This window comes from Clostridium sp. AT4 (assembly GCF_001517625.2).
GTDB lineage: Bacteria > Bacillota > Clostridia > Lachnospirales > Lachnospiraceae > Enterocloster.
Genome location: NZ_LN999827.1, coordinates 38054 through 55977 on the forward strand (window position 1 = coordinate 38054; position 17924 = coordinate 55977).

Here is a 17924-nt window from a genome sequence, read left to right on the forward strand (position 1 = left end):
ACTGACCGTTTGTCAAGGACATATGTTGCAGAAACAGCGACAATTCTTTTTATTAAAAATTTCCATTTCTCACAAAAAATCTCCCAGGAACTTCACCAGCCAGGGAAGCATAAAAAGGGCGCCGCAGATCAGGCTGGCTGCCAGACTGCATACAGTCCGCTCCTCTTCTGATAATTCCTCATAGGACACAATATGCTCATCTGCAAAATCCACAATGTCCGTATAGCTTTTTCTCACCAGCTTCTTTTTCTTCCGCTCCTCCAGCATATAGTGGATTGTTACCCCGTCCAGATGGAGATAGGAAAACCAGGCCATACAGAAAAATAAAAGCCCTGCCGTGAGACAGCCGTCTCTAAGCAGCGAGAACCGCCCCGCTGTATTTATAAATCTGTCCCACAGAAGAAGGGCAGTTACAGCAAGGGCGGCTCTTGTTACGCATTTGTATAAAACGGGCCGTATCATATAAGTTTTAAATAACGAACCTTTTTTATTCATTGCATTTTATCCTTCGATCTCTTTCCGATATCCTTCCAGTTCTCTCTGATTGCCCCAGACAAAATGGCCAGGCAGAATTTCTTCCCAGACAGGCTTATCTGTGCTGTAATCATGGATGGACGGATCATAAACCAGAAGCTTCTTTTTCTTTTCCAGTTCCGGATCCGGGATCGGCACCGCCGACAGCAGCGCCTTGGTATAAGGATGGAACGGATGAAGGAACAGTTCTTCTGCCTCTGCCAGCTCCACGATCCTTCCTTTGTGGATAACCGCAATCCGGTCGGAAATAAACCGTACCACGGAAAGATCATGGGCAATGAACAGATAGGTCAGGCCTCTGGTCTGCTTTAAATGATTTAACAGGTTTAATACCTGAGCACGGATGGATACGTCCAGAGCGGAAATCGGCTCATCCGCCACCACAAATTCCGGTTCCATGATCAACGCCCTGGCAATACCGATACGCTGGCGCTGGCCGCCGGAGAATTCATGGGGGAAGCGGGAAGCAAACTCCGGCAGAAGTCCTACCTCACGGAGCGCATGCTCTACCTTTCTCTTTCTGTCAGTTTCATCCTTGTAAAGATGGAAATTGATCAGTCCCTCTGAAACAATGTAGTCTACCTTGGCCCGTTCATTTAAGGAAGCCATAGGATCCTGGAAGATCATCTGGCAGGACTTAACCACCTTGCGGTCCAGTTCCTTTGAAATTTTTCCGCTGATGCGCTCTCCCCGGTAAAGGATTTCTCCGCCGGATACAGGATTGATCCGGGTAATAGCTCGTCCGATGGTAGTCTTTCCAGATCCGGACTCGCCTACCAGCGAAAAGGTCTCTCCCTTATAAATGTCAAAGTTTACATGGTCAACAGCTACAAACTTCCTTTTGCCGCTTCCGAAGGTAATCTGCAGGTCTTTGATTTCTATCAGTTTTTCTTTCTCTGCCATTGCGTCTTACCCTCTTCCTTTCATTTTTTCACGGAGTTTGCGGATGGAATTCGGCTGTTCGATCTTCGGAGCCCTTGGATCCAGATACCAGGTCTTTGCCTTGTGGGTAGGACTCACATCGAAAAATGGAGGCTCCTCCTCAAAATCAATGGCAAGCGCCATACGGTTTCTGGGAGCAAAGGCGTCTCCCTTGATCTCATTAAACAGGTTTGGCGGCGTTCCCTCAATGGTTGGAAGCTCCTCTCCCTTGATACCCAGCTGAGGCAGGGCGGAAAGAAGCGCCCAGGTATATGGATGCCATGCATCATAAAATATCTCATCCACCTTACCATACTCTACGATCTGTCCTGCGTACATAACAGCCACACGGTCGGCCACATTGGCAACTACGCCCAGGTCATGGGTAATGTAGATAACCGTCATGTTCAGTTCCTTCTGCAGATCGCGGATCAGGTTTAAGATCTGTGCCTGAATGGTAACATCAAGAGCCGTCGTCGGCTCGTCGCAGATCAGGATCTGAGGGCGGCAGGCAGCGGCTATGGCGATCACCACGCGCTGTCTCATACCGCCGGAAAATTCGTGGGGATACTGCTGATACCGGCGCTCCGGATCCGGGATCCCTACTTTCTTCAGCATCTCCAGAGCCATCTTCTTTGCTTCCGGCCCCTTGATGCCCTGATTTAATTCTATACTTTCCTCAATCTGACGGCCGATCTTTTTAAGAGGGTTCAGTGAGGTCATAGGATCCTGCATAACCATGGAGATTTTCTTTCCCCGAATGGTCATCCAGTCCTTTTCTGTCTTATATTTTGCCAGATCCTTTCCTTCAAACAGGATGGAGCCGCCGGTAATGGAACCGTTGGCATCCAGCATTCCCAGGAAGGATTTGGTAAATACCGATTTGCCGGAGCCGGACTCACCTACAATGGCAAGCGTCTCCCCCTGGTATAAATCCAGGGAGCATCTGCGGATAGCATTTAACTTTTTGCCCCGCAGGCTGAAGGAGATCTCTACGTCTCTGGCAGATAAGATCGGTTCTCTTTCCATATTTGCCATGAACATTTCCTCCGTTCTATACATGATTTCTTGGATCTGCCGCATCTGAGAAGGCGTTGCCCACCAGATAGAAGGTGATTGTAATAAGAGATACGATCACCGCCGGGAACACAAGAAGGTATGGATACTGAAGGAAATAGTTTCTGGCATTTCTTAAAAGAATACCTAAAGAAGGCGTATTTACATCCAGTCCCAGGCCCAGATAGGACAGTGTGGACTCAAGAGCAATGGTCTGTGGAATGGACAGGGCCAGACGAAGAATTACCACACTGATCAGATATGGGAAAATGTTCTTAAGCAGAATTCTCCATACGGGAGTGCCAAGACATCTGGAAGCCAGATTATATTCCCGGTCACGGTACATGAGCACCAGGTTCCGCACGTTTCTTGCCATTACCAGCCAGCCGAAGGCAATCATGGCAAGAGCCATATTGCGGAAGCTCTGTCCAAAGACAAGGGCTGCCAGAGTCATGTAAATAATAATCGGAATATTGTTAATTACATTGTAAATCTCGGTAAAGATGCGATCCAGGCTGCGCACATAGCCCCAGATACAGCCGATGATTACGCCGATGACGCACTCTCCTGCTGCAACGATCAGAGCCAGCTTAATGGAAACCTGAGCCGCATACCATACCTGACACCAGTAATCACGGCCCAGATTATCTGTTCCAAACCAGAATTCGCTGTTTGGCTTTGTAAATGCCAGAGACGAATTTGCCATGATCTGAGCCTCAGAGTAGTTATACTTTCCAATGCTCAGCGCAATAAAGGAAAAGATTACCAGTGCAAAGAAGACACCCGCCATAACAACGGCGGATTTCTTCTTGAAAAAGTTCTGAAAAACAGACTTCCAGTAGGAGTAATCGGAATAGCCGATTCGCTCTGCCGCATCTGCGGAATATTCCACAAACCGGAATTTATCCTTTTGTGTATCGTTGTTCATCAACGGCTGCCTCCTTTGTCTGTCAGTTTAATTCTCGGGTCCAGGGTCATCATCAGAATATCGCCCAGGAATACACCGATAATTCCCAGAGCGGCATAAATAATAACCAGAGTCTGAACTACATTTAAGTCGTAGCGTGTAATGGCGTCTGTCAGCAGGGGACCCATACCCGGAACAGAGAAGAAACGCTCTACCAGGAGAGAACCGCTGATGGTCAAAAGGAAAGACGCCGGAATATACTGTACCAGAGGGACAAAGGCATTTTTCAGAACATGTTTTACCATAATATTCTTAGAGGACATACCCTTGATCCTGGCAAGCTTAATATAATCCTTATTCAGCTCGTCTACCATATATCGTCTGGTCCACAGCGCATAGTGGGCAATGGAGGTTAACGCAAGGCATACGATCGGAAGGATGCTGGAGCGGGTGGCATTTCTGGTGGAATACAGCGCCGGAAGGTTCAGCAAATTGGCGCCAAAGGCCAGCACCAGCGAGTAGGATACCAGCGGCGGAACAGCATTTACAAAAACCGTGTACGCCGTTCCCACATGATCCAGCATCCGGTCCTTATTTCTGGACTGGATAATACCCATGGTTACGCCGATTAAAAGAGCAATCACCAGGGCAATACACCCCAGACGCATAGATACGGAAAATTTAGTTCCGATTACCTTAAGAACAGGAGCGCCGTTCTGAATTCTGCGGGATGTACCGAAGTCCAACCGCAGAAGCTGCCCATAAAAACGGCCCAGCTGCTGTTCCATCGGATCTAACAGGCCGGCTGCCTCCAGCTGCGCGTTCTTCTGCTCTTCCGTAAGCTTCATTACCTGATCCTCTGTAAAGTAGTAATCTGTGGGAAGCATACGCATAAGCAGGAACACGATGGTGGCGACAACCAGCACTGTAATCAGGGACTGAAGCAGTCGTTTGGCGGTATATTTTACCATATATTATTTCGCCTCAGATGCTGCCTGGAATTCCTTGTACTGTTCTGTAGTATAGGCGTCTACAGAAGTCTTCCAGTTCTTATACGTGTAGTTCTGAATACCGTACATGGCGTTCATCTTGGAGTAATCGTTGATCTTGGTCAGCTGCCACTGAATCTCATACTCCATAGGAATCGTAAGCGCATGCTGTAAGAGATAAACCTCAGCGTCTACATATGCATCATAACGCTTGTCAGGTTCATCATAGATAGCACCTGCTGCCTCTGCCAGAGCGGAGAACTCCTTGTAGGTTGCAATCAGGTCTTCATCCGTTGCATTATTAATTCTGGAATAGTTGTTGGAGTAGTAAGCGCCGTCATAGCCGTAACGTTCCTGGTCAATGAAGTTTGCAGGATCACCGTAGTCAGCTCCCCAGCCGCTGATATAGAAGGAGCCCAGACCAGGCTGTACGACCTCCTTGGTCTGACTGGAAACAAAGGTTTTGATGTTTAAGTTCACATACTCTGCTCCCAGGCACTCAGCGAAGGTCTGCTTTAATACGGTTGCCTTATCAAGAGCATCCTGATTGCCTGCGATGATGTAGTAATCCATCTCTACCGGGAAGGAAACGCCCTTAGCAGCCAGTTCTTCCATCGCCTGCTTCTTATACGCTTCTGCCTTTGCAGCATCGAAACGTCTTGGGTTCTCGCCGTCAGAAGGGGCAAATCCCATCTTCTCCTCTACCTTTGCAGCATAATCGGTGCCGTCAGAGTAATACAGGAGACCCTTCATAGTGTAGCCCACATTCTCGCAGTGAAGAGGCTCGATAAAGTTGGTTCTTGACCAGTAGTTTCTCAGATCCAGTCCGTAGTATAAAGAAAGGCGGAAGGCTTCGTTTGCAACTGCCTTGTTCCAGTTTTCATCTGCTGAACCGTCATCCTTGAACTTGTCAAAATTAAAGTGCATCTGGTAGGAATACTTTTTCGGTCTTGTCTCGCTCAGATAGGGCTTCCATTCATTGCTGTCATCATTGTAAATCGTTCTTAAGTCAGCCTCTGCCAGAGCGATGTTGTCCAGCTCGCCGTTCTGCCACAGCTGATATAACTGAGTGCCGTCTACCATACGGACGGTAACTGTATCAAACAGCTTTGCATCCTTATCAAAATAATTTTCATTCTTTGTAAGGATCTTTTCGTTGTTCATGGTAAAGGTTGTCTCAAAATAGGGACCTGTATACCACATGGTTTCGTTTGTCATGCCGACCATGTTATCAACGCCCAGCTCATCAATCAGAGCCTGGGAGATAGGATACATGCAGGCTGATGTACATACGGTATCAAAGTAAGGAGCGTTGAGCGCACAGTGATAGATCAGGGTATAATCATCCGGAGCCTCAATGCCTACCATCTCCAGCATCTTGGATGTATCAAGAGCCTTGGCCTCTTCTGCGGAAAGCTCCTTGGTATAATTGTAATAATCCTCAGCCCCCTTAATCAGAGCCAAAGGCATCGATGTGTTGTTGGATCCGTTCTTGTGGAAGTTTAATACCCACTCCATTGCGGTAATCCAGTCCTGAGCTGTACAGTCAGCCTTTACATTGCCGTTGATATCAACCCACTTAACATCGTCTCTCAGCTTAAAGGTCCAGGTAAGGCCGCCGTCCTCCGTTCCCCATTCCTTGGCAACTGCCGGTCTTAATTTACCGTTTTCATCTACCTCGATAAGTGGTGCATAGAGATTACAGAGTATATTTAAGTCAGCTGCCTTCTCTGTATTCAGAATAAAAAATCCTTCCTGCTCTCTATTTGGAGCTTCATAGGTTACCAGATCCTTAATTGCATTCTTATCACTTTCCTCTGCCTGAGTACTGCTTCCAGAACCTGCATTACCTCCGGCACTGGTGTTTCCCCCACCATTTCCAGTGCTCTGTCCGCCGCCGCAGGCTGTAAGAGCCATCGCTGCGCCCAGCATAAGAGCTGCAATTTTTGCTGCATTTTTTCTCATAGTGCATATTCTCCTTTCATAGATAAAAGACAAGGAGCCGTGTTCAAAAACTGTCCAAAACAGTGTGACCCTCTGCCATCTAGTGAAGTATTTTATCATTAAACACCGTCTTGTGTCAAGCACCGGCGTACATTTGACCGCGTACTATTTACCATCACAGACATATTCACGAAAACCGGCCTTTTTTTACCATTTTTGTTGTTCTTTTACCACAATAAGCGAATAATACCCTGCCTGGTCCGGAATTTGCTCCGTTCCCCTGTAAATCGTTTCATTTTCCAATCCGCAGTTTTCCACCATAACTGCCCCTGCTTTCTGTTCCAGCAGCGTTTTTTTCACCACGTCCATTTTAGAGGCTGCCTTCATAAGCACCTTTGTACCGGGAAGAGCAAGAGCCTCTTCCACGCCATAGGCGGAGGGGATGATATGGAGCTGCTCGGAGCGGTCCGCAAGGCTGTCCCCAAGACGGGCGCTGACCGCGCAGAAGGAAGGAACGCCGCTTATGATCTGCGTTTCGTAGCCCCTGGCCTTTATGATACGGTGAAGATAAATATAGGTACTGTATACCGTAGGATCGCCCAGAGTCAGGAAAGCTACATCCCTTCCGGCTTTTAACTGCTCCTCTGCCAGATCCGCGGCCTGCTCATAAGCTGCATCTAAAACGCTCCTGTCCTTTGTCATGGGAACTGCAAGGGCAATACACTCCTTTTGATCCAGCTCAGGCAGAAGCCCTCTGGCAATCTGGTAACTCACTGCCTGCTCTCTTGTCCGGGCAGGGACAGCCAGAACCTCACATTTTTTTATAGTGTCTGCCGCAAGAAAGGTCATAAGCCTTGGATCTCCCGGTCCTACGCCTACGCCGTATAAAATTCCATGCATAAATAATCATTCTTCCTTTCTCTTGTTTTTATTCTTTTAAAAAATCAAAATCCGGGAAGCATATCCGCCTCCCGGATTTCTTTTTAATGTCTGTGCATAGAGAACTGATCCATGGGATATTTCTTCAGATTTTCCAGAATTCTTCTGTCATCTGCCTCTCCGATCAGCTGGTCTCTGGCCTTCTTTGCCTCTGTCTCACCCTTATGCTTGCTGGGGCCACCGACACAGCCCCCTGCGCAGACCATGCCCTCGACAAAGTCCTCAGGCAGACGGCCTACCTTCATGAGAAGAAGCGCCTTTTTACACTCGGCTCCTCCGTTGCAGCGAAGTACCTTTGCGTCAAAGTTTTCTTCTCTCTCCTTCATGCACTCTAAAACAGCCGCCGTTACGCCTCCGCCGTTTCCAAAACGCTTTCCGAATACAGAGCCTTCCTGATACTCGTTCGTTGCAGGCTGCAGTTCTACGCCCTTGGCGCGCATCATGGCGCGGATCTCTCCAAAGGTCATAACATAGTCTGCATTTCCCTCGATATTCAGATCCAGGCTCTCGCTCTTTTTCGCAATACACGGGCCGACAAATACTGTCACTACGTCATGGTCCTGGCTCTTTAACATTCTGGATACGGCGCACATGGGAGATACGGTCGTAGACATATTGTCAAGAAGCATCGGAAAATGCTGCTTGATCATATTTACAAAGGCAGGACAGCAGGAGGTCGTCATCTTCTTTCCCTCTTTGTAGGCCTCTGCCCACTCCTCTGCCTCATAAGCTGCCGTCATATCGCCGCCCAGAGCCACTTCAACCATGTCTGCAAAGCCCAGCTGCTTTAAAGCCACGCGCCAGCTCTCCATAGTGATATCCGAGCCGAACTGTCCTTCTGTCGCAGGCGCCACCATGGCGACTACCTTCTTTCCTGCCTTGATCAGACGGATCACGTCTACCATAAAGGTCTTGGAACCAATGGCTCCGAACGGACAGCTGTGAATGCAGGCGCCACACTGGATGCACTTCTTTTCATCGATCACACAGATACCGTGCTCGTCATATGTAATCGCATCGACCGGACAGACCTTTTTGCAGGGGCGCTCCAGATGAGCGATCGCATTATACGGACAGGCCTGGGCGCACTTTCCGCACTCCTTGCACTTATTTGGATCAATATAGGCATGGTCGTGACCCATGGTGATGGCTCCAAAATTACAGGAATTCTGGCAGGCCTTTCCCATACACTTACGGCAGTTATCCGTAACAATGTAGGACGCAATGGGACACTCCTCACAGGCTGCATTAATGACCTGAACCACATTGGCACTGTCTCTGCCTGTAGGGCACTTGCCCTCTGCCAGACGGACTCTCTGCTTAATGATCTCACGCTCTTTGTAGATACAGCAGCGGTAGCTGGCCTGAGGGCCGGGGATCATATCATAGGGGATCTCATCCCTTTTTTCCTCCAGATTTCCCTCCCATGCGGCTTTCGCGACCTCATAGAGCACGTCATGTTTCAGGCGCAGGATCGTTGCATCATTTGTTACCATTTTTCATTTCCTCCATTCATAATCCCGGACGCCTGTTTTAAGCGCCCGGACAGCAAATATATATCTTGGAAGGCCCAAAGGGCCCATTGCCAACTTAATAATAGGTGATAACCACCTTTTTTCCCATATCCTCGATCAGATGGCGCAGCTGCTCCACCAGATTCTGACGGATTCCCAGATCGAACGGAAGGCCCGGATTCTGATAGGCACTGTTGACGGCCTTTCCCACATACAGATGAACCTCCGTACAGTCCTCGATCAGGATCTTTGCCACCATGGAGCCGCCATTGGGCTTATCCAGTTCCTCAAAAAAATCCTCCGATACGGTTTCATTCTTTACATACCGCCGCAAAAGCTGCAGCACGCGGTTCAGCGTAAGGACGCCTTCTGTCACCAGATCTACCCCGTCCATATAGGCAATGGGCGGAATCTCCGGATCCACATAGTCCAGCGATACATCCAGCTTCCGGTTCAGAACCCGTGACACAATGGTAGCGCTGGTGCCGCCGCATACAATGGTCGTGGCATTGGGATCGGACATAAAATCCTCTACCATGGCTGTATCATCCTCTGGATTTCGGGCCGGACCAGTCATCAGATGAACCGGCTTGCTGTTTATGATGCGCATACAGGCCACTGTGGTATCGTCTCCCGGATGAAACTGGTACAGCTCATCACAGGCACGGCTGATGGATGCAGCCAGACGCATGGCGGAAACGGTGATCTGATACTGGCGCACCGCATAGTCCGCTATATCCTTCCACAGCCAGCCAAAGTTTAAAAGATCGCCAACTCCCGCATGAATGGTGCCGTCGCTCATAAGGATCAGAGCGTCTCCCTTCTGCACCTTAAAGCGGTATTCATTGATCCGTTTTCCCTGAAGTTCCCGGATATTCTGAGGAATTTCCATCAGCTTTCCGTCCCGGATAAAGATGCAGCCCGGATTGTCATACTCCACCAGATAGGCATCTCCATTATGGAAAACCTGCAAAATACTGAAGGTAGAGTAGGCCACCTGGCGCACCTGGCAGATCGGAAGGGTCTCACTGATGGTATCCACACATTCCTCCAGAGTAGCCCCGTTTAAAAACATGGTTCCCAGGATTTTTGAGGTAAGCGTGGATAAAATATTGGCTTTGACCCCGCTTCCCATACCGTCGGCCAGAATCATAATATTGGAATCCTCTGTCTGAAGAATTTCCACCTTGTCGCCGCAGAGGATCTCACTGTACTTGTTCAGGCTTTTGTAAGCAACATCTACCGTTATCTCCATGCGCTACCTCCCAAAGCCCGGAGGCTTAGGCCGGATGCTCCCCAGATGGACATAGCCCGCCGGCTTCTCTGCCGTTTCAGAGCTGTCCGCCTTGGAGGCGGATGCTCCCGATGCTCCCGGCCGTATACCCGTCGCTCCTGAAATGACAGCCTGTGCTCCTGCCTGCCTTGGAGCACCGCCTCCCAGGGAATCCCTTGTCATCACACCGCTTAGGGGAACTGCCCCGCTTCCCATATGGACATTTCCCACAGGCGATTCCATTTCATCCTCCTCATGGAGAGAGGAATCGTCTAACAGAGAACGGCACAGTTTGCTTAAGGTGGTTTTTGTTTCCGCCGTTGTTTCTCCCAGAAGGCCTGCAATCTCCTGAGCCACCATCATCTGCTTGTGGATTACCTTCTGAGCCAGATCAATGGTTTCCAGCTTCTTCTCATAATCCTCCTGAGCCAGTTCCTCCTCACGGGTGATATCAATAAAGGTAGCAAGCACTGCATTTTCCTTTTCTATGTATACAATGTTCTGGAGTGTGGACAAATGGTACTCCGGATAGCTGACCCGCTTTCCATGGATATTCTGATGGGTATCGAATACCCACTGGAAATCCACCGGATCAATAAATTCATACAGATACATCTCAAGAGCCTCTGAGCGTGTCTTTCCAAAGTATTTCTCTCCCACATCGGAATACTCTAAAATCCGCATATCCGGCCCTACAATGAGCACAATATTGGGAGAAGTTTCCATTACCAGATTAGACATGGATTCTGCCTTTTCATGCATATAGGGAATGCACATGGAAACCTCTGCCTTGTGCTGGAATACGGCGATTGCCTTTTCCCGACAGGTAGGATAACCGCAGGCCCCGCAGTTTAACTCATCCTCCGGCTTAAATTTATTCGTCATGCGCAGGATCTGGCGGATCTGCTCCTCCGTCGGCATAGGATCTTTGGGCGAACGGTCTAAAAACTCTTTTCTGAAAGAAACTGCCTCAACCGCATGCTCCATCTGGGAACGGTCGGCCGGCTCCCTGCAGATCCGTTCCTCCATATCCAGCTTTACTTTAAAGCGTGAAATAAACTCCTCATCATCCACCGTCGGCCCCTTAATACAGCCGCCGGCGCACATATTCATTTCAATAAAGCACCCTTTGATCTCTCCCCTGGCCATGCTCCTGCACAGGTCAATACAGTTTGTCTCCCCATGGACATAGAACTTGCGGTAGCCGTCTCCCCTGCTTTCTTCCTCAGCCAGTACCGAATTTACCACTCCGTTTGTAACAGGATACAGGCGGTTTACCTTGGGATCAAAGGCCGTAAAGGGCATATCCTCACAATCCTCAATGGAAATTTCCTCCTGATCCAGCCATTTTTTCATATCCCGGAAATTCAAGACCGCATCAATGCAGTTATCATGGCGAGGATCGTTTGCCTCCTTCTTTTTTGCAATACAGGGGCCTAAAAATACTATCTTCACCTCACGCCCCAGTTCTTCCTTTAAAATGCGTCCGTGGGCGATCATGGGAGATACCACCGGCGCAAGGTATTTTACCAGCTCCGGATAGTAAATCTCGATCAGGTCATTGACACTGGGGCAGCAGGTGGTAATGATATTTTCCATCTGATGCTCCTTAAGCAGTCTGGCATACTCTGCCGTCACATAGGCAGCGCCCTCGGATGTTTCCCTCACATCCTCAAACCCCAGACGGATCAGTGCCCCACGGACCTGGCCGATGGTCTTATATTTTAACAGACCCATATAAGAGGGTGCAATGGAAACCACTACCCTCTCGCCGGCTGCGATCCAGCCCTTCACCAGCTCCAGATCGCTTCTGAGCGTCTTTGCAGACTGCGGACATATCTTCAGGCAGTGGCCGCAGAGAATACATTTATCAGGCATGATCACGGCTCGTCCATCCTTGACCTGGATGGCCTTTACCTCGCAGTAGCGGACGCATTTATAGCAGTGCTTACATTTTGTGGCCTTGAAATCAATGATTTCCATGCCCATAATCACAGTCTCCCTTTGATCTCGTTTTCAAAAAACGCTTCTGTGTCCTCCGGCTTCAATGAATATAACTCTCCGTCCACAGTCACACATACGCCGTGGTCGCAGTTTCCGGAGCAGAAAGCTCCGTTTAAGTCAACCTGTTCCGACAGGCCGTTTTCATTTACAAGCTTCTGAAGCTTTTCAATAATCTCTCTGGAACCCTTTAAATGGCAGGCGCTTCCAATACATATTGTTACTTTCATTTTCACTTCACCCTCCGTTATTCGTTTCACTCTGTCTGTATGTTCTTTATCCTTTATACAGGGGTCTCCCCACATGTAATGCCATTATCTCATATTGTCATATTTTTATCAATAATATTTCTGCAAAAACAAAGGTTTTCCGATGGAAAAGTGTGGTATACTGGATATATTTCAAACGATATGCCTGCCGGACAGAACCGCCCGGCAAAGCCAAATGGAGGAATCAGAAAATGGAACAAAAGACAGGACTTGTGCTGGAAGGCGGCGGAATGCGCGGGATCTATACAGCCGGCGTGCTGGATCTCTTTATGGATCAGGGAGTAACCTTTGACGGAGTGATCGGAGTATCCGCAGGAGCCATCCACGGCTGCAGCTTTCTTTCCGGACAGCGCGGGCGGAACATCCGATATTATAAAAAATACTGTCAGGATCCTCGCTTTATGAGCGTTAGAAACCTTATCCTCACCGGAGACATCGCAGGAGAACGGTTCTGCTACCACACGCTGCCGGAAAAGCTGGATCCTTATGACTATACAGCCTTTAACAATAATCCGGCCGAATTTTATGTAGGCTGCAGCAATGTAGAAACAGGAAAACCGGAGTATCTGCATCTGACCGACATGAAACAGCAGATCGACTATCTGCGGGCCTCTGCATCACTGCCTCTGGTATCAAAAATCGTACATACCGGAGGGAAAAAGCTGTTAGACGGCGGCTGTACGGACAGCATCCCGGTAAAAGCCTTTATGGAGCTTGGATACCCAAGGAATGTTGTTGTCCTTACCCGCCACAGGGGTTACCGGAAAAAAGCAGAGGGAACCCGGCTTACCGAACTGTGCTACCGCCATTATCCAGCCTTTGTAAAAACCATTAAAAACCGGCCATCCGTGTACAACCGGACGCTGGATGAGATCGAGTCTCTGGAAAACAGCGGCCAGGCCTTTGTGATCCGCCCCAGCAGGCCTCTTACCATCGGACGAATGGAAAAGGATCCGCAAAAGCTTCAGCTTGTTTACGAGCTTGGGTATCAGGACGCAGCCAGATGCCTTTTAGACCTTTTATCCTGGAAACAGGGACCGGCCAGATGACCGGTCCCTGTTTCCATTCAGAAGTTTACCTGCTGCAAATTCTAATTGCAGCCGCCGCTGTCTCTTCCGCAGCAGCTTCCTTCTCTTTCACAGGTGCTCCCCTCTCTGCCATTCCGGCCCCAGACAGCATCATTCCAGCCCTGCCAGTACCCCCAGTTCCAGCCGTCGCGGTATCCCTGACGGTATGCCCGGCGTTCCCTGTCCGCTTCCTGTGTTCCGCCGCAGCCGCAGGAATCGGTCGTTCCGGTACCGCCAGACCCCGTATTGCAGTTTCGGCAGCCGCAGCAGCAGCCGGAAATTCTGCATCCGCAGCCGCATCTGTTTTGGCATCCGCAGCCACATCTGTTTTGACATCCACAGCCAGAGCCATTTCCATTCTGTTCTGCATTTCTGCATCCATTATTACAACAGCATAAAAGACAACACATAATCTCTACTCTCCTTTTTTAATTGGTTGTACCATATCATATGGGACAGTGAGACAAAGTGTTCCTGCGCAAAAACCGTCACCTGTTATGTATCTCTTCATAAAATAATAAAGAAAGAATAAAAAGGAGATTTCAAACAATGGAAGCATATATGGATGCAAAAGCTTCAACCTGCAGCTGCGGATGCGGATGCAGAAGCCGTGTCGTTCCCGGCGTATCAGACAGACCGGCCGCACAGCCGGAATATTCCGGACCATCCCCCCAGATGTGGCCCGGATGGGATATGAATCAGTCCCTTCCTTATGGGGAAGCCGGATATCCCCAGACAGGATATCCTCAGATAGGAACAAATATGAATCAGGGAAGTACCGTATGGCCCATCGTGAACTGCCCGGATACCACAGCCGGTTATCTGGAGCAGCATCACCCCGTAGCTATGGCCTATGTACCGTGGCAGCAGTGGCAGACTGCCTATGCACCTGAACGCGGCCTCATGCAGGGAACCATCTTCCCTGACCTGGATCTTCCATTTAATTACGGGAGGTGCGGACGATGACAGAACATCTTCAGAACCCATCAAGAGGAGCCATGCTCCAGGCAGTAAACCAGACCAGCTTTGCCGTGGTGGAGGCCAATCTCTATCTGGACACTCATCCCTGTGATATGGAAGCTCTCTCCTATCTCAATCAGATGATGGAAGCCTACAAAAACGCAAAAGCCGCCTATGAGGCCCAGTTTGGCCCCTTAAATGCGGGCAATGTGACTGAAAATGCCTACTGGACCTGGGTCAGTGATCCCTGGCCATGGGAAGGAGGGAATTTATAATGTGGATTTATGAAAAACGTCTCCAGTTTCCGGTAAATATTAAGGAGCCGAATGCCAAACTGGCGCAGTTTATTATGAGTCAGTACGGCGGCCCCGACGGCGAGATGGGCGCATCCATGCGCTATCTGTCCCAGCGCTACGCCATGCCTTATAAAGAAGGCAAGGCTGTTTTGACCGATATCGGCACAGAGGAATTGGCACATCTGGAAATGATCGCCGCCATTGTCCATCAGCTGACCCGGAACCTCACAGCCGAGCAGCTGGTAGAACAGGGCTTCGGACCCTATTATATTGACCATGCCACCGGAATCTGGCCTCAGGCCGCAGGCGGCATTCCCTTTAATGCCTGCGAATTCCAGTCCAAGGGCGATGTGATCACAGACCTTCATGAAGATATGGCAGCAGAACAAAAAGCCCGGAGTACCTATGACAACATCCTCCGGGTAGTAACAGACTATGACGTATGCGAACCTATCAAGTTCCTGAGAGAACGTGAGATCGTCCATTACCAGCGGTTCGGTGAAACCCTCCGAATCACCCAGGAAAAACTGGACAGCCGCAATTTCTATGCCTTTAATCCGGCCTTTGATCCGGATCAGGCGCCCCAGCCCCGATAAACAGCCCTTAATCCAGCTGTATCCGGACTCCGCCAAGGAGCTTTACGTCTTCCTCCTGATGGGTTGTGATCAGGAGGAAGCGGTTCCGGCGGTTTTCCAGAATATAGCGGATCACCTCCAGTTTAAGGGCCTCATCAAGCCCGGTAAAGGGTTCGTCCATTACAAGCATATGGGAAGGCGCAAGAACGGCCCGCAGGATGGCGGTGCGCCGCTTCATCCCTCCGCTCAAGGTGGACACGGGGCGGGTAAGGCATTCTTTAGGAAGTAAGCAGGTCATGGCCTGGGCCAGTTTTTCTTCCTTCCATTTTTCTTTTAATGCCATCTGCACATTTTCCATAGGGGAAAAGGAAGGACAGAGACGATCCTCCTGAAAAACTGCAGAAATCCTCAAAGGCCACCTAGGCCCATCCTGAGTAAAAATCCTTCCGCTGTCAGCCGTTTCAAGCCCCATGAGGATCCGAAGAAAGGTTGTTTTTCCTGAGCCTGAGGGCGACATCAGGCAATAACAGGCATCCTGCTCCAGCGTCAGGCTCAGATCCCGAAGGACCTGCAGTTCTCCGTATTTTTTAGAAAGATGCTCGATGCAAAGCTTCATACAACCTCCTCATCAGTGGCGTACCCGCATAAGCAGGCTCAGAAAAAAGCGCTCAAAGACAGCGCTGATCACAATAATGGCAAAGGTCCAGGCAAACAGGCCCGCTGTATCCAGATAGAGCTTGGAATAGTAGAGCTGCTCTCCGATCGACGCCTGAGGTATGCCGATCACCTCTGCCGCAACTCCTGATTTCCAGCTCATCCCAAGAGCCGTACGGCAGCTGCTTAAAAGATAGGGGTGAACGGCCGGAATATATATATATCGAAGGCGTTTGAAAAAGGAAAACGAAAAAACTCGGCTCATTTCCAAAAGCTCCCTGTCCGTATGTTCCAGACCGGTCAGCGTTCCCGTATAGATCATAGGGATCACAACCAGAAATGAAATAAACACGGACAGGCCGTCAGAGCCGATCCAGATCAGTGCCAGGATCACAAAGGAGGCCACGGGAACGGAACGGATCAGCAGCATGGGAGGTTCCAGAGGATCCTTTACAAAGGAACAGGCGTAACTGGCCCACCCCAGGAGAATCCCCAGAACAAAAGCCATGAGAAAGCCGGCGCTGATCTTAAAAAACGAATGAAGCAGCGTCTGCCAGAAGGAAACTTCCGGTAAAAGCTGCCAAAGGGCCCCAAGCATATCGAAGGGCCCCACAAAAATCACATCATTCTGGATGGCTAAGTGGGCGGCCTGCCAGAGAACCGCCCAGAAAAGCCATATCATATATGTTTTTAAACGCGAAGATATTTTCATGTTTTTCATTATGGCAGATAGTAGAAGTCATCTCCGGGAAGCGTTCCGCCGATGGACTTGGCATCCTGTCCGGAAAGCACCTCCAGATAGCCGGAAAGGGCCTGTTTCATTTCTTCACCGGTAATGCATACAATATTGCAGAGAGGCATCGCTTTCTGGGCCATAGCAGCCTTTTCTACGATCCCAATATCAGCTACCAGCTGTGCGGCCTTTTCAGGCTCAGCAGATGTATACTCCGCAGATTCTGCATGATCCTTTAAAAACTGCTCCACAGCAGCCTCATGCTCCTCTAAAAATCCGGTGCGGACAATGGTAACTCCCGTAACCATGCGGCTCTTTCCTTCCTTATTTAAAAGATCCCACTGCTCGGTCAGATCCATCACTGTTTTCAGCTCCGGATTCTGCATACAGGCCGCTGAAGCAAAGGGCTGAGGGAGCACGCCGATGGCAGACGGATCTTCCTTTAATATAGAAGCAACCTCTGCAGCCTCGGATTTAAACTCCATGGTTACATCCCCGGAGCCAAGGCCGTTTTCAGCCAGAAGATAATTCATGGCAAATTCCGGCGTGGTTCCTTTTCCTGTCATATATACGGTTTTACCCTTCAAATCTTCCATTGTGGAAATGGAATCATCCGAAGCCACTACATACAAAACTCCCAGTGTATTGATATCAATGACCTTTACCTGCCCCTGCGTCTTATTGTAAAGCACGCTGGCTACATTGGCAGGCACCAGCGCAATATCCAGGCTTCCGTTTGCAATATTTCCTACCAGCTCATCTGCCTTCCCTGCCATGGTAAATTCATATGTATTGGCAGTTTCTCCGTTTTTGGCAGTTTCCATCAGATAGGCCAGTCCCATAGAGGTAGGTCCCTTTAAGGAGCCCACACGGACAGCGGCTGCGCCGGAACCTTCCTTCTCCTCTTCTGAAACCGCCTCAGATCCGGTCTCTGCCCCGGTACTTTCTGCCTCAGTGGATTCTGCCTCTGAATGTTCCGTTTCCTCTGGAACCTCCTGAGAAGCTGCCTTGGAAGAAGCGGAAGGAGCCGCGTTATCGCCGGATGCGCCGCAGCCGGTTACAGCGAAGGCTGCTGCAGTTAAGAGTGCAGTCAATACAGAAATTTGTTTTTTCACAGTACATTCTCCTCTCCGGCACCCTCTGGATGCCATCCCTTACTATAGCACATTTTTTCCTGTTTTTCCATCCTCACCGCCGGAAAAACAGAATCGACCCCAGCGTTCGAACAGCTCAAATCCATAAAAACGGACGGCCCTCAACGGGATTCCGTCCGTTTTTCTTATTTTCTTAAA

Annotated in this window: 19 protein-coding genes; 4 read left to right on the forward strand and 15 right to left on the reverse strand. The window is 49.5% G+C overall.

Annotated features, from left to right (window positions below; genetic code table 11):
- Window positions 1–69: 69 nt before the first annotated feature.
- From BN3656_RS03340 to BN3656_RS03390, 11 genes are all read right to left on the reverse strand, one after another.
- Window positions 70–495, reverse strand: a complete 426-nt coding sequence (locus tag BN3656_RS03340) for a hypothetical protein (protein ID WP_066544155.1) — start codon at window positions 493–495, stop codon at window positions 70–72.
- 6 nt (window positions 496–501) lie between these two features.
- Window positions 502–1437, reverse strand: a complete 936-nt coding sequence (locus BN3656_RS03345; protein WP_066544157.1) for an ATP-binding cassette domain-containing protein — start codon at window positions 1435–1437, stop codon at window positions 502–504.
- Between the two features lie 6 nt (window positions 1438–1443).
- On the reverse strand, window positions 1444–2484 hold the full coding sequence (locus BN3656_RS03350; RefSeq protein ID WP_066545233.1) for an ABC transporter ATP-binding protein: 1041 nt from the start codon (window positions 2482–2484) through the stop codon (window positions 1444–1446).
- Window positions 2485–2509: 25 nt separating this feature from the next.
- Complete coding sequence (gene oppC, locus BN3656_RS03355) at window positions 2510–3439, reverse strand: oligopeptide ABC transporter permease OppC (protein WP_066544158.1); 930 nt, start codon at window positions 3437–3439, stop codon at window positions 2510–2512.
- Window positions 3439–4389, reverse strand: coding sequence for an ABC transporter permease (locus BN3656_RS03360; RefSeq protein WP_066544161.1), 951 nt, complete (start codon window positions 4387–4389; stop codon window positions 3439–3441). The genes oppC and BN3656_RS03360 overlap by 1 nt, the downstream gene beginning before the upstream one ends.
- Before the next feature lie 3 nt (window positions 4390–4392).
- A complete protein-coding gene (locus BN3656_RS03365; protein ID WP_066544163.1) occupies window positions 4393–6372 on the reverse strand; it encodes an ABC transporter substrate-binding protein in 1980 nt (659 codons plus the stop codon).
- Between the two features lie 186 nt (window positions 6373–6558).
- A complete protein-coding gene (cobI, locus tag BN3656_RS03370; RefSeq protein ID WP_066544164.1) occupies window positions 6559–7251 on the reverse strand; it encodes a precorrin-2 C(20)-methyltransferase in 693 nt (230 codons plus the stop codon).
- Window positions 7252–7334: 83 nt separating this feature from the next.
- Window positions 7335–8786 (reverse strand): 4Fe-4S dicluster domain-containing protein, encoded by a 1452-nt coding sequence (locus tag BN3656_RS03375; RefSeq protein WP_066544166.1) that lies wholly within the window; start codon window positions 8784–8786, stop codon window positions 7335–7337.
- A 94-nt stretch (window positions 8787–8880) separates the two neighbouring features.
- A complete protein-coding gene (locus tag BN3656_RS03380; RefSeq protein ID WP_066544168.1) occupies window positions 8881–10059 on the reverse strand; it encodes a SpoIIE family protein phosphatase in 1179 nt (392 codons plus the stop codon).
- A gap of 3 nt (window positions 10060–10062) precedes the next feature.
- On the reverse strand, window positions 10063–12066 hold the full coding sequence (locus tag BN3656_RS03385) for a [Fe-Fe] hydrogenase large subunit C-terminal domain-containing protein (RefSeq protein WP_081422830.1): 2004 nt from the start codon (window positions 12064–12066) through the stop codon (window positions 10063–10065).
- Window positions 12067–12068: 2 nt separating this feature from the next.
- On the reverse strand, window positions 12069–12308 hold the full coding sequence (locus BN3656_RS03390) for a (2Fe-2S) ferredoxin domain-containing protein (protein WP_066545236.1): 240 nt from the start codon (window positions 12306–12308) through the stop codon (window positions 12069–12071).
- A gap of 230 nt (window positions 12309–12538) precedes the next feature.
- Between BN3656_RS03390 and BN3656_RS03395 the strand changes: the two genes are divergently transcribed.
- Complete coding sequence (locus BN3656_RS03395; RefSeq protein ID WP_066544170.1) at window positions 12539–13396, forward strand: patatin family protein; 858 nt, start codon at window positions 12539–12541, stop codon at window positions 13394–13396.
- A 41-nt stretch (window positions 13397–13437) separates the two neighbouring features.
- Here BN3656_RS03395 and BN3656_RS03400 read toward each other — a convergent pair whose 3' ends face one another.
- Window positions 13438–13824 (reverse strand): hypothetical protein, encoded by a 387-nt coding sequence (locus BN3656_RS03400; RefSeq protein WP_066544173.1) that lies wholly within the window; start codon window positions 13822–13824, stop codon window positions 13438–13440.
- Between the two features lie 139 nt (window positions 13825–13963).
- Between BN3656_RS03400 and BN3656_RS17040 the strand changes: the two genes are divergently transcribed.
- Genes BN3656_RS17040 through BN3656_RS03415 form a run of 3 tightly spaced genes read left to right on the forward strand, consistent with a single transcriptional unit; the run spans window position 13964 to window position 15266 of the window.
- A complete protein-coding gene (locus tag BN3656_RS17040; RefSeq protein ID WP_066544181.1) occupies window positions 13964–14380 on the forward strand; it encodes a spore coat associated protein CotJA in 417 nt (138 codons plus the stop codon).
- Window positions 14377–14649, forward strand: coding sequence for a spore coat protein CotJB (locus BN3656_RS03410; protein WP_066544183.1), 273 nt, complete (start codon window positions 14377–14379; stop codon window positions 14647–14649). The genes BN3656_RS17040 and BN3656_RS03410 overlap by 4 nt, the downstream gene beginning before the upstream one ends.
- Window positions 14649–15266 carry a manganese catalase family protein gene (locus BN3656_RS03415; RefSeq protein WP_066544185.1) on the forward strand — a complete coding sequence of 206 codons (618 nt, stop codon included), beginning with the start codon at window positions 14649–14651 and terminating at the stop codon, window positions 15264–15266. Before BN3656_RS03410 ends, BN3656_RS03415 begins: the two co-directional genes overlap by 1 nt.
- A 7-nt stretch (window positions 15267–15273) precedes the next feature.
- On the opposite strand, the gene BN3656_RS03420 is transcribed toward BN3656_RS03415, so the two are convergent.
- Genes BN3656_RS03420 through BN3656_RS03430 form a run of 3 tightly spaced genes read right to left on the reverse strand, consistent with a single transcriptional unit; the run spans window position 15274 to window position 17747 of the window.
- Complete coding sequence (locus BN3656_RS03420; protein ID WP_066544188.1) at window positions 15274–15861, reverse strand: ATP-binding cassette domain-containing protein; 588 nt, start codon at window positions 15859–15861, stop codon at window positions 15274–15276.
- A gap of 12 nt (window positions 15862–15873) precedes the next feature.
- Complete coding sequence (locus tag BN3656_RS03425; RefSeq protein WP_066545238.1) at window positions 15874–16611, reverse strand: ABC transporter permease subunit; 738 nt, start codon at window positions 16609–16611, stop codon at window positions 15874–15876.
- A gap of 8 nt (window positions 16612–16619) precedes the next feature.
- Window positions 16620–17747: a PhnD/SsuA/transferrin family substrate-binding protein gene (locus tag BN3656_RS03430; RefSeq protein WP_066544189.1), complete on the reverse strand. Its 1128-nt coding sequence runs from the start codon at window positions 17745–17747 to the stop codon at window positions 16620–16622.
- Window positions 17748–17924: the final 177 nt, after the last annotated feature.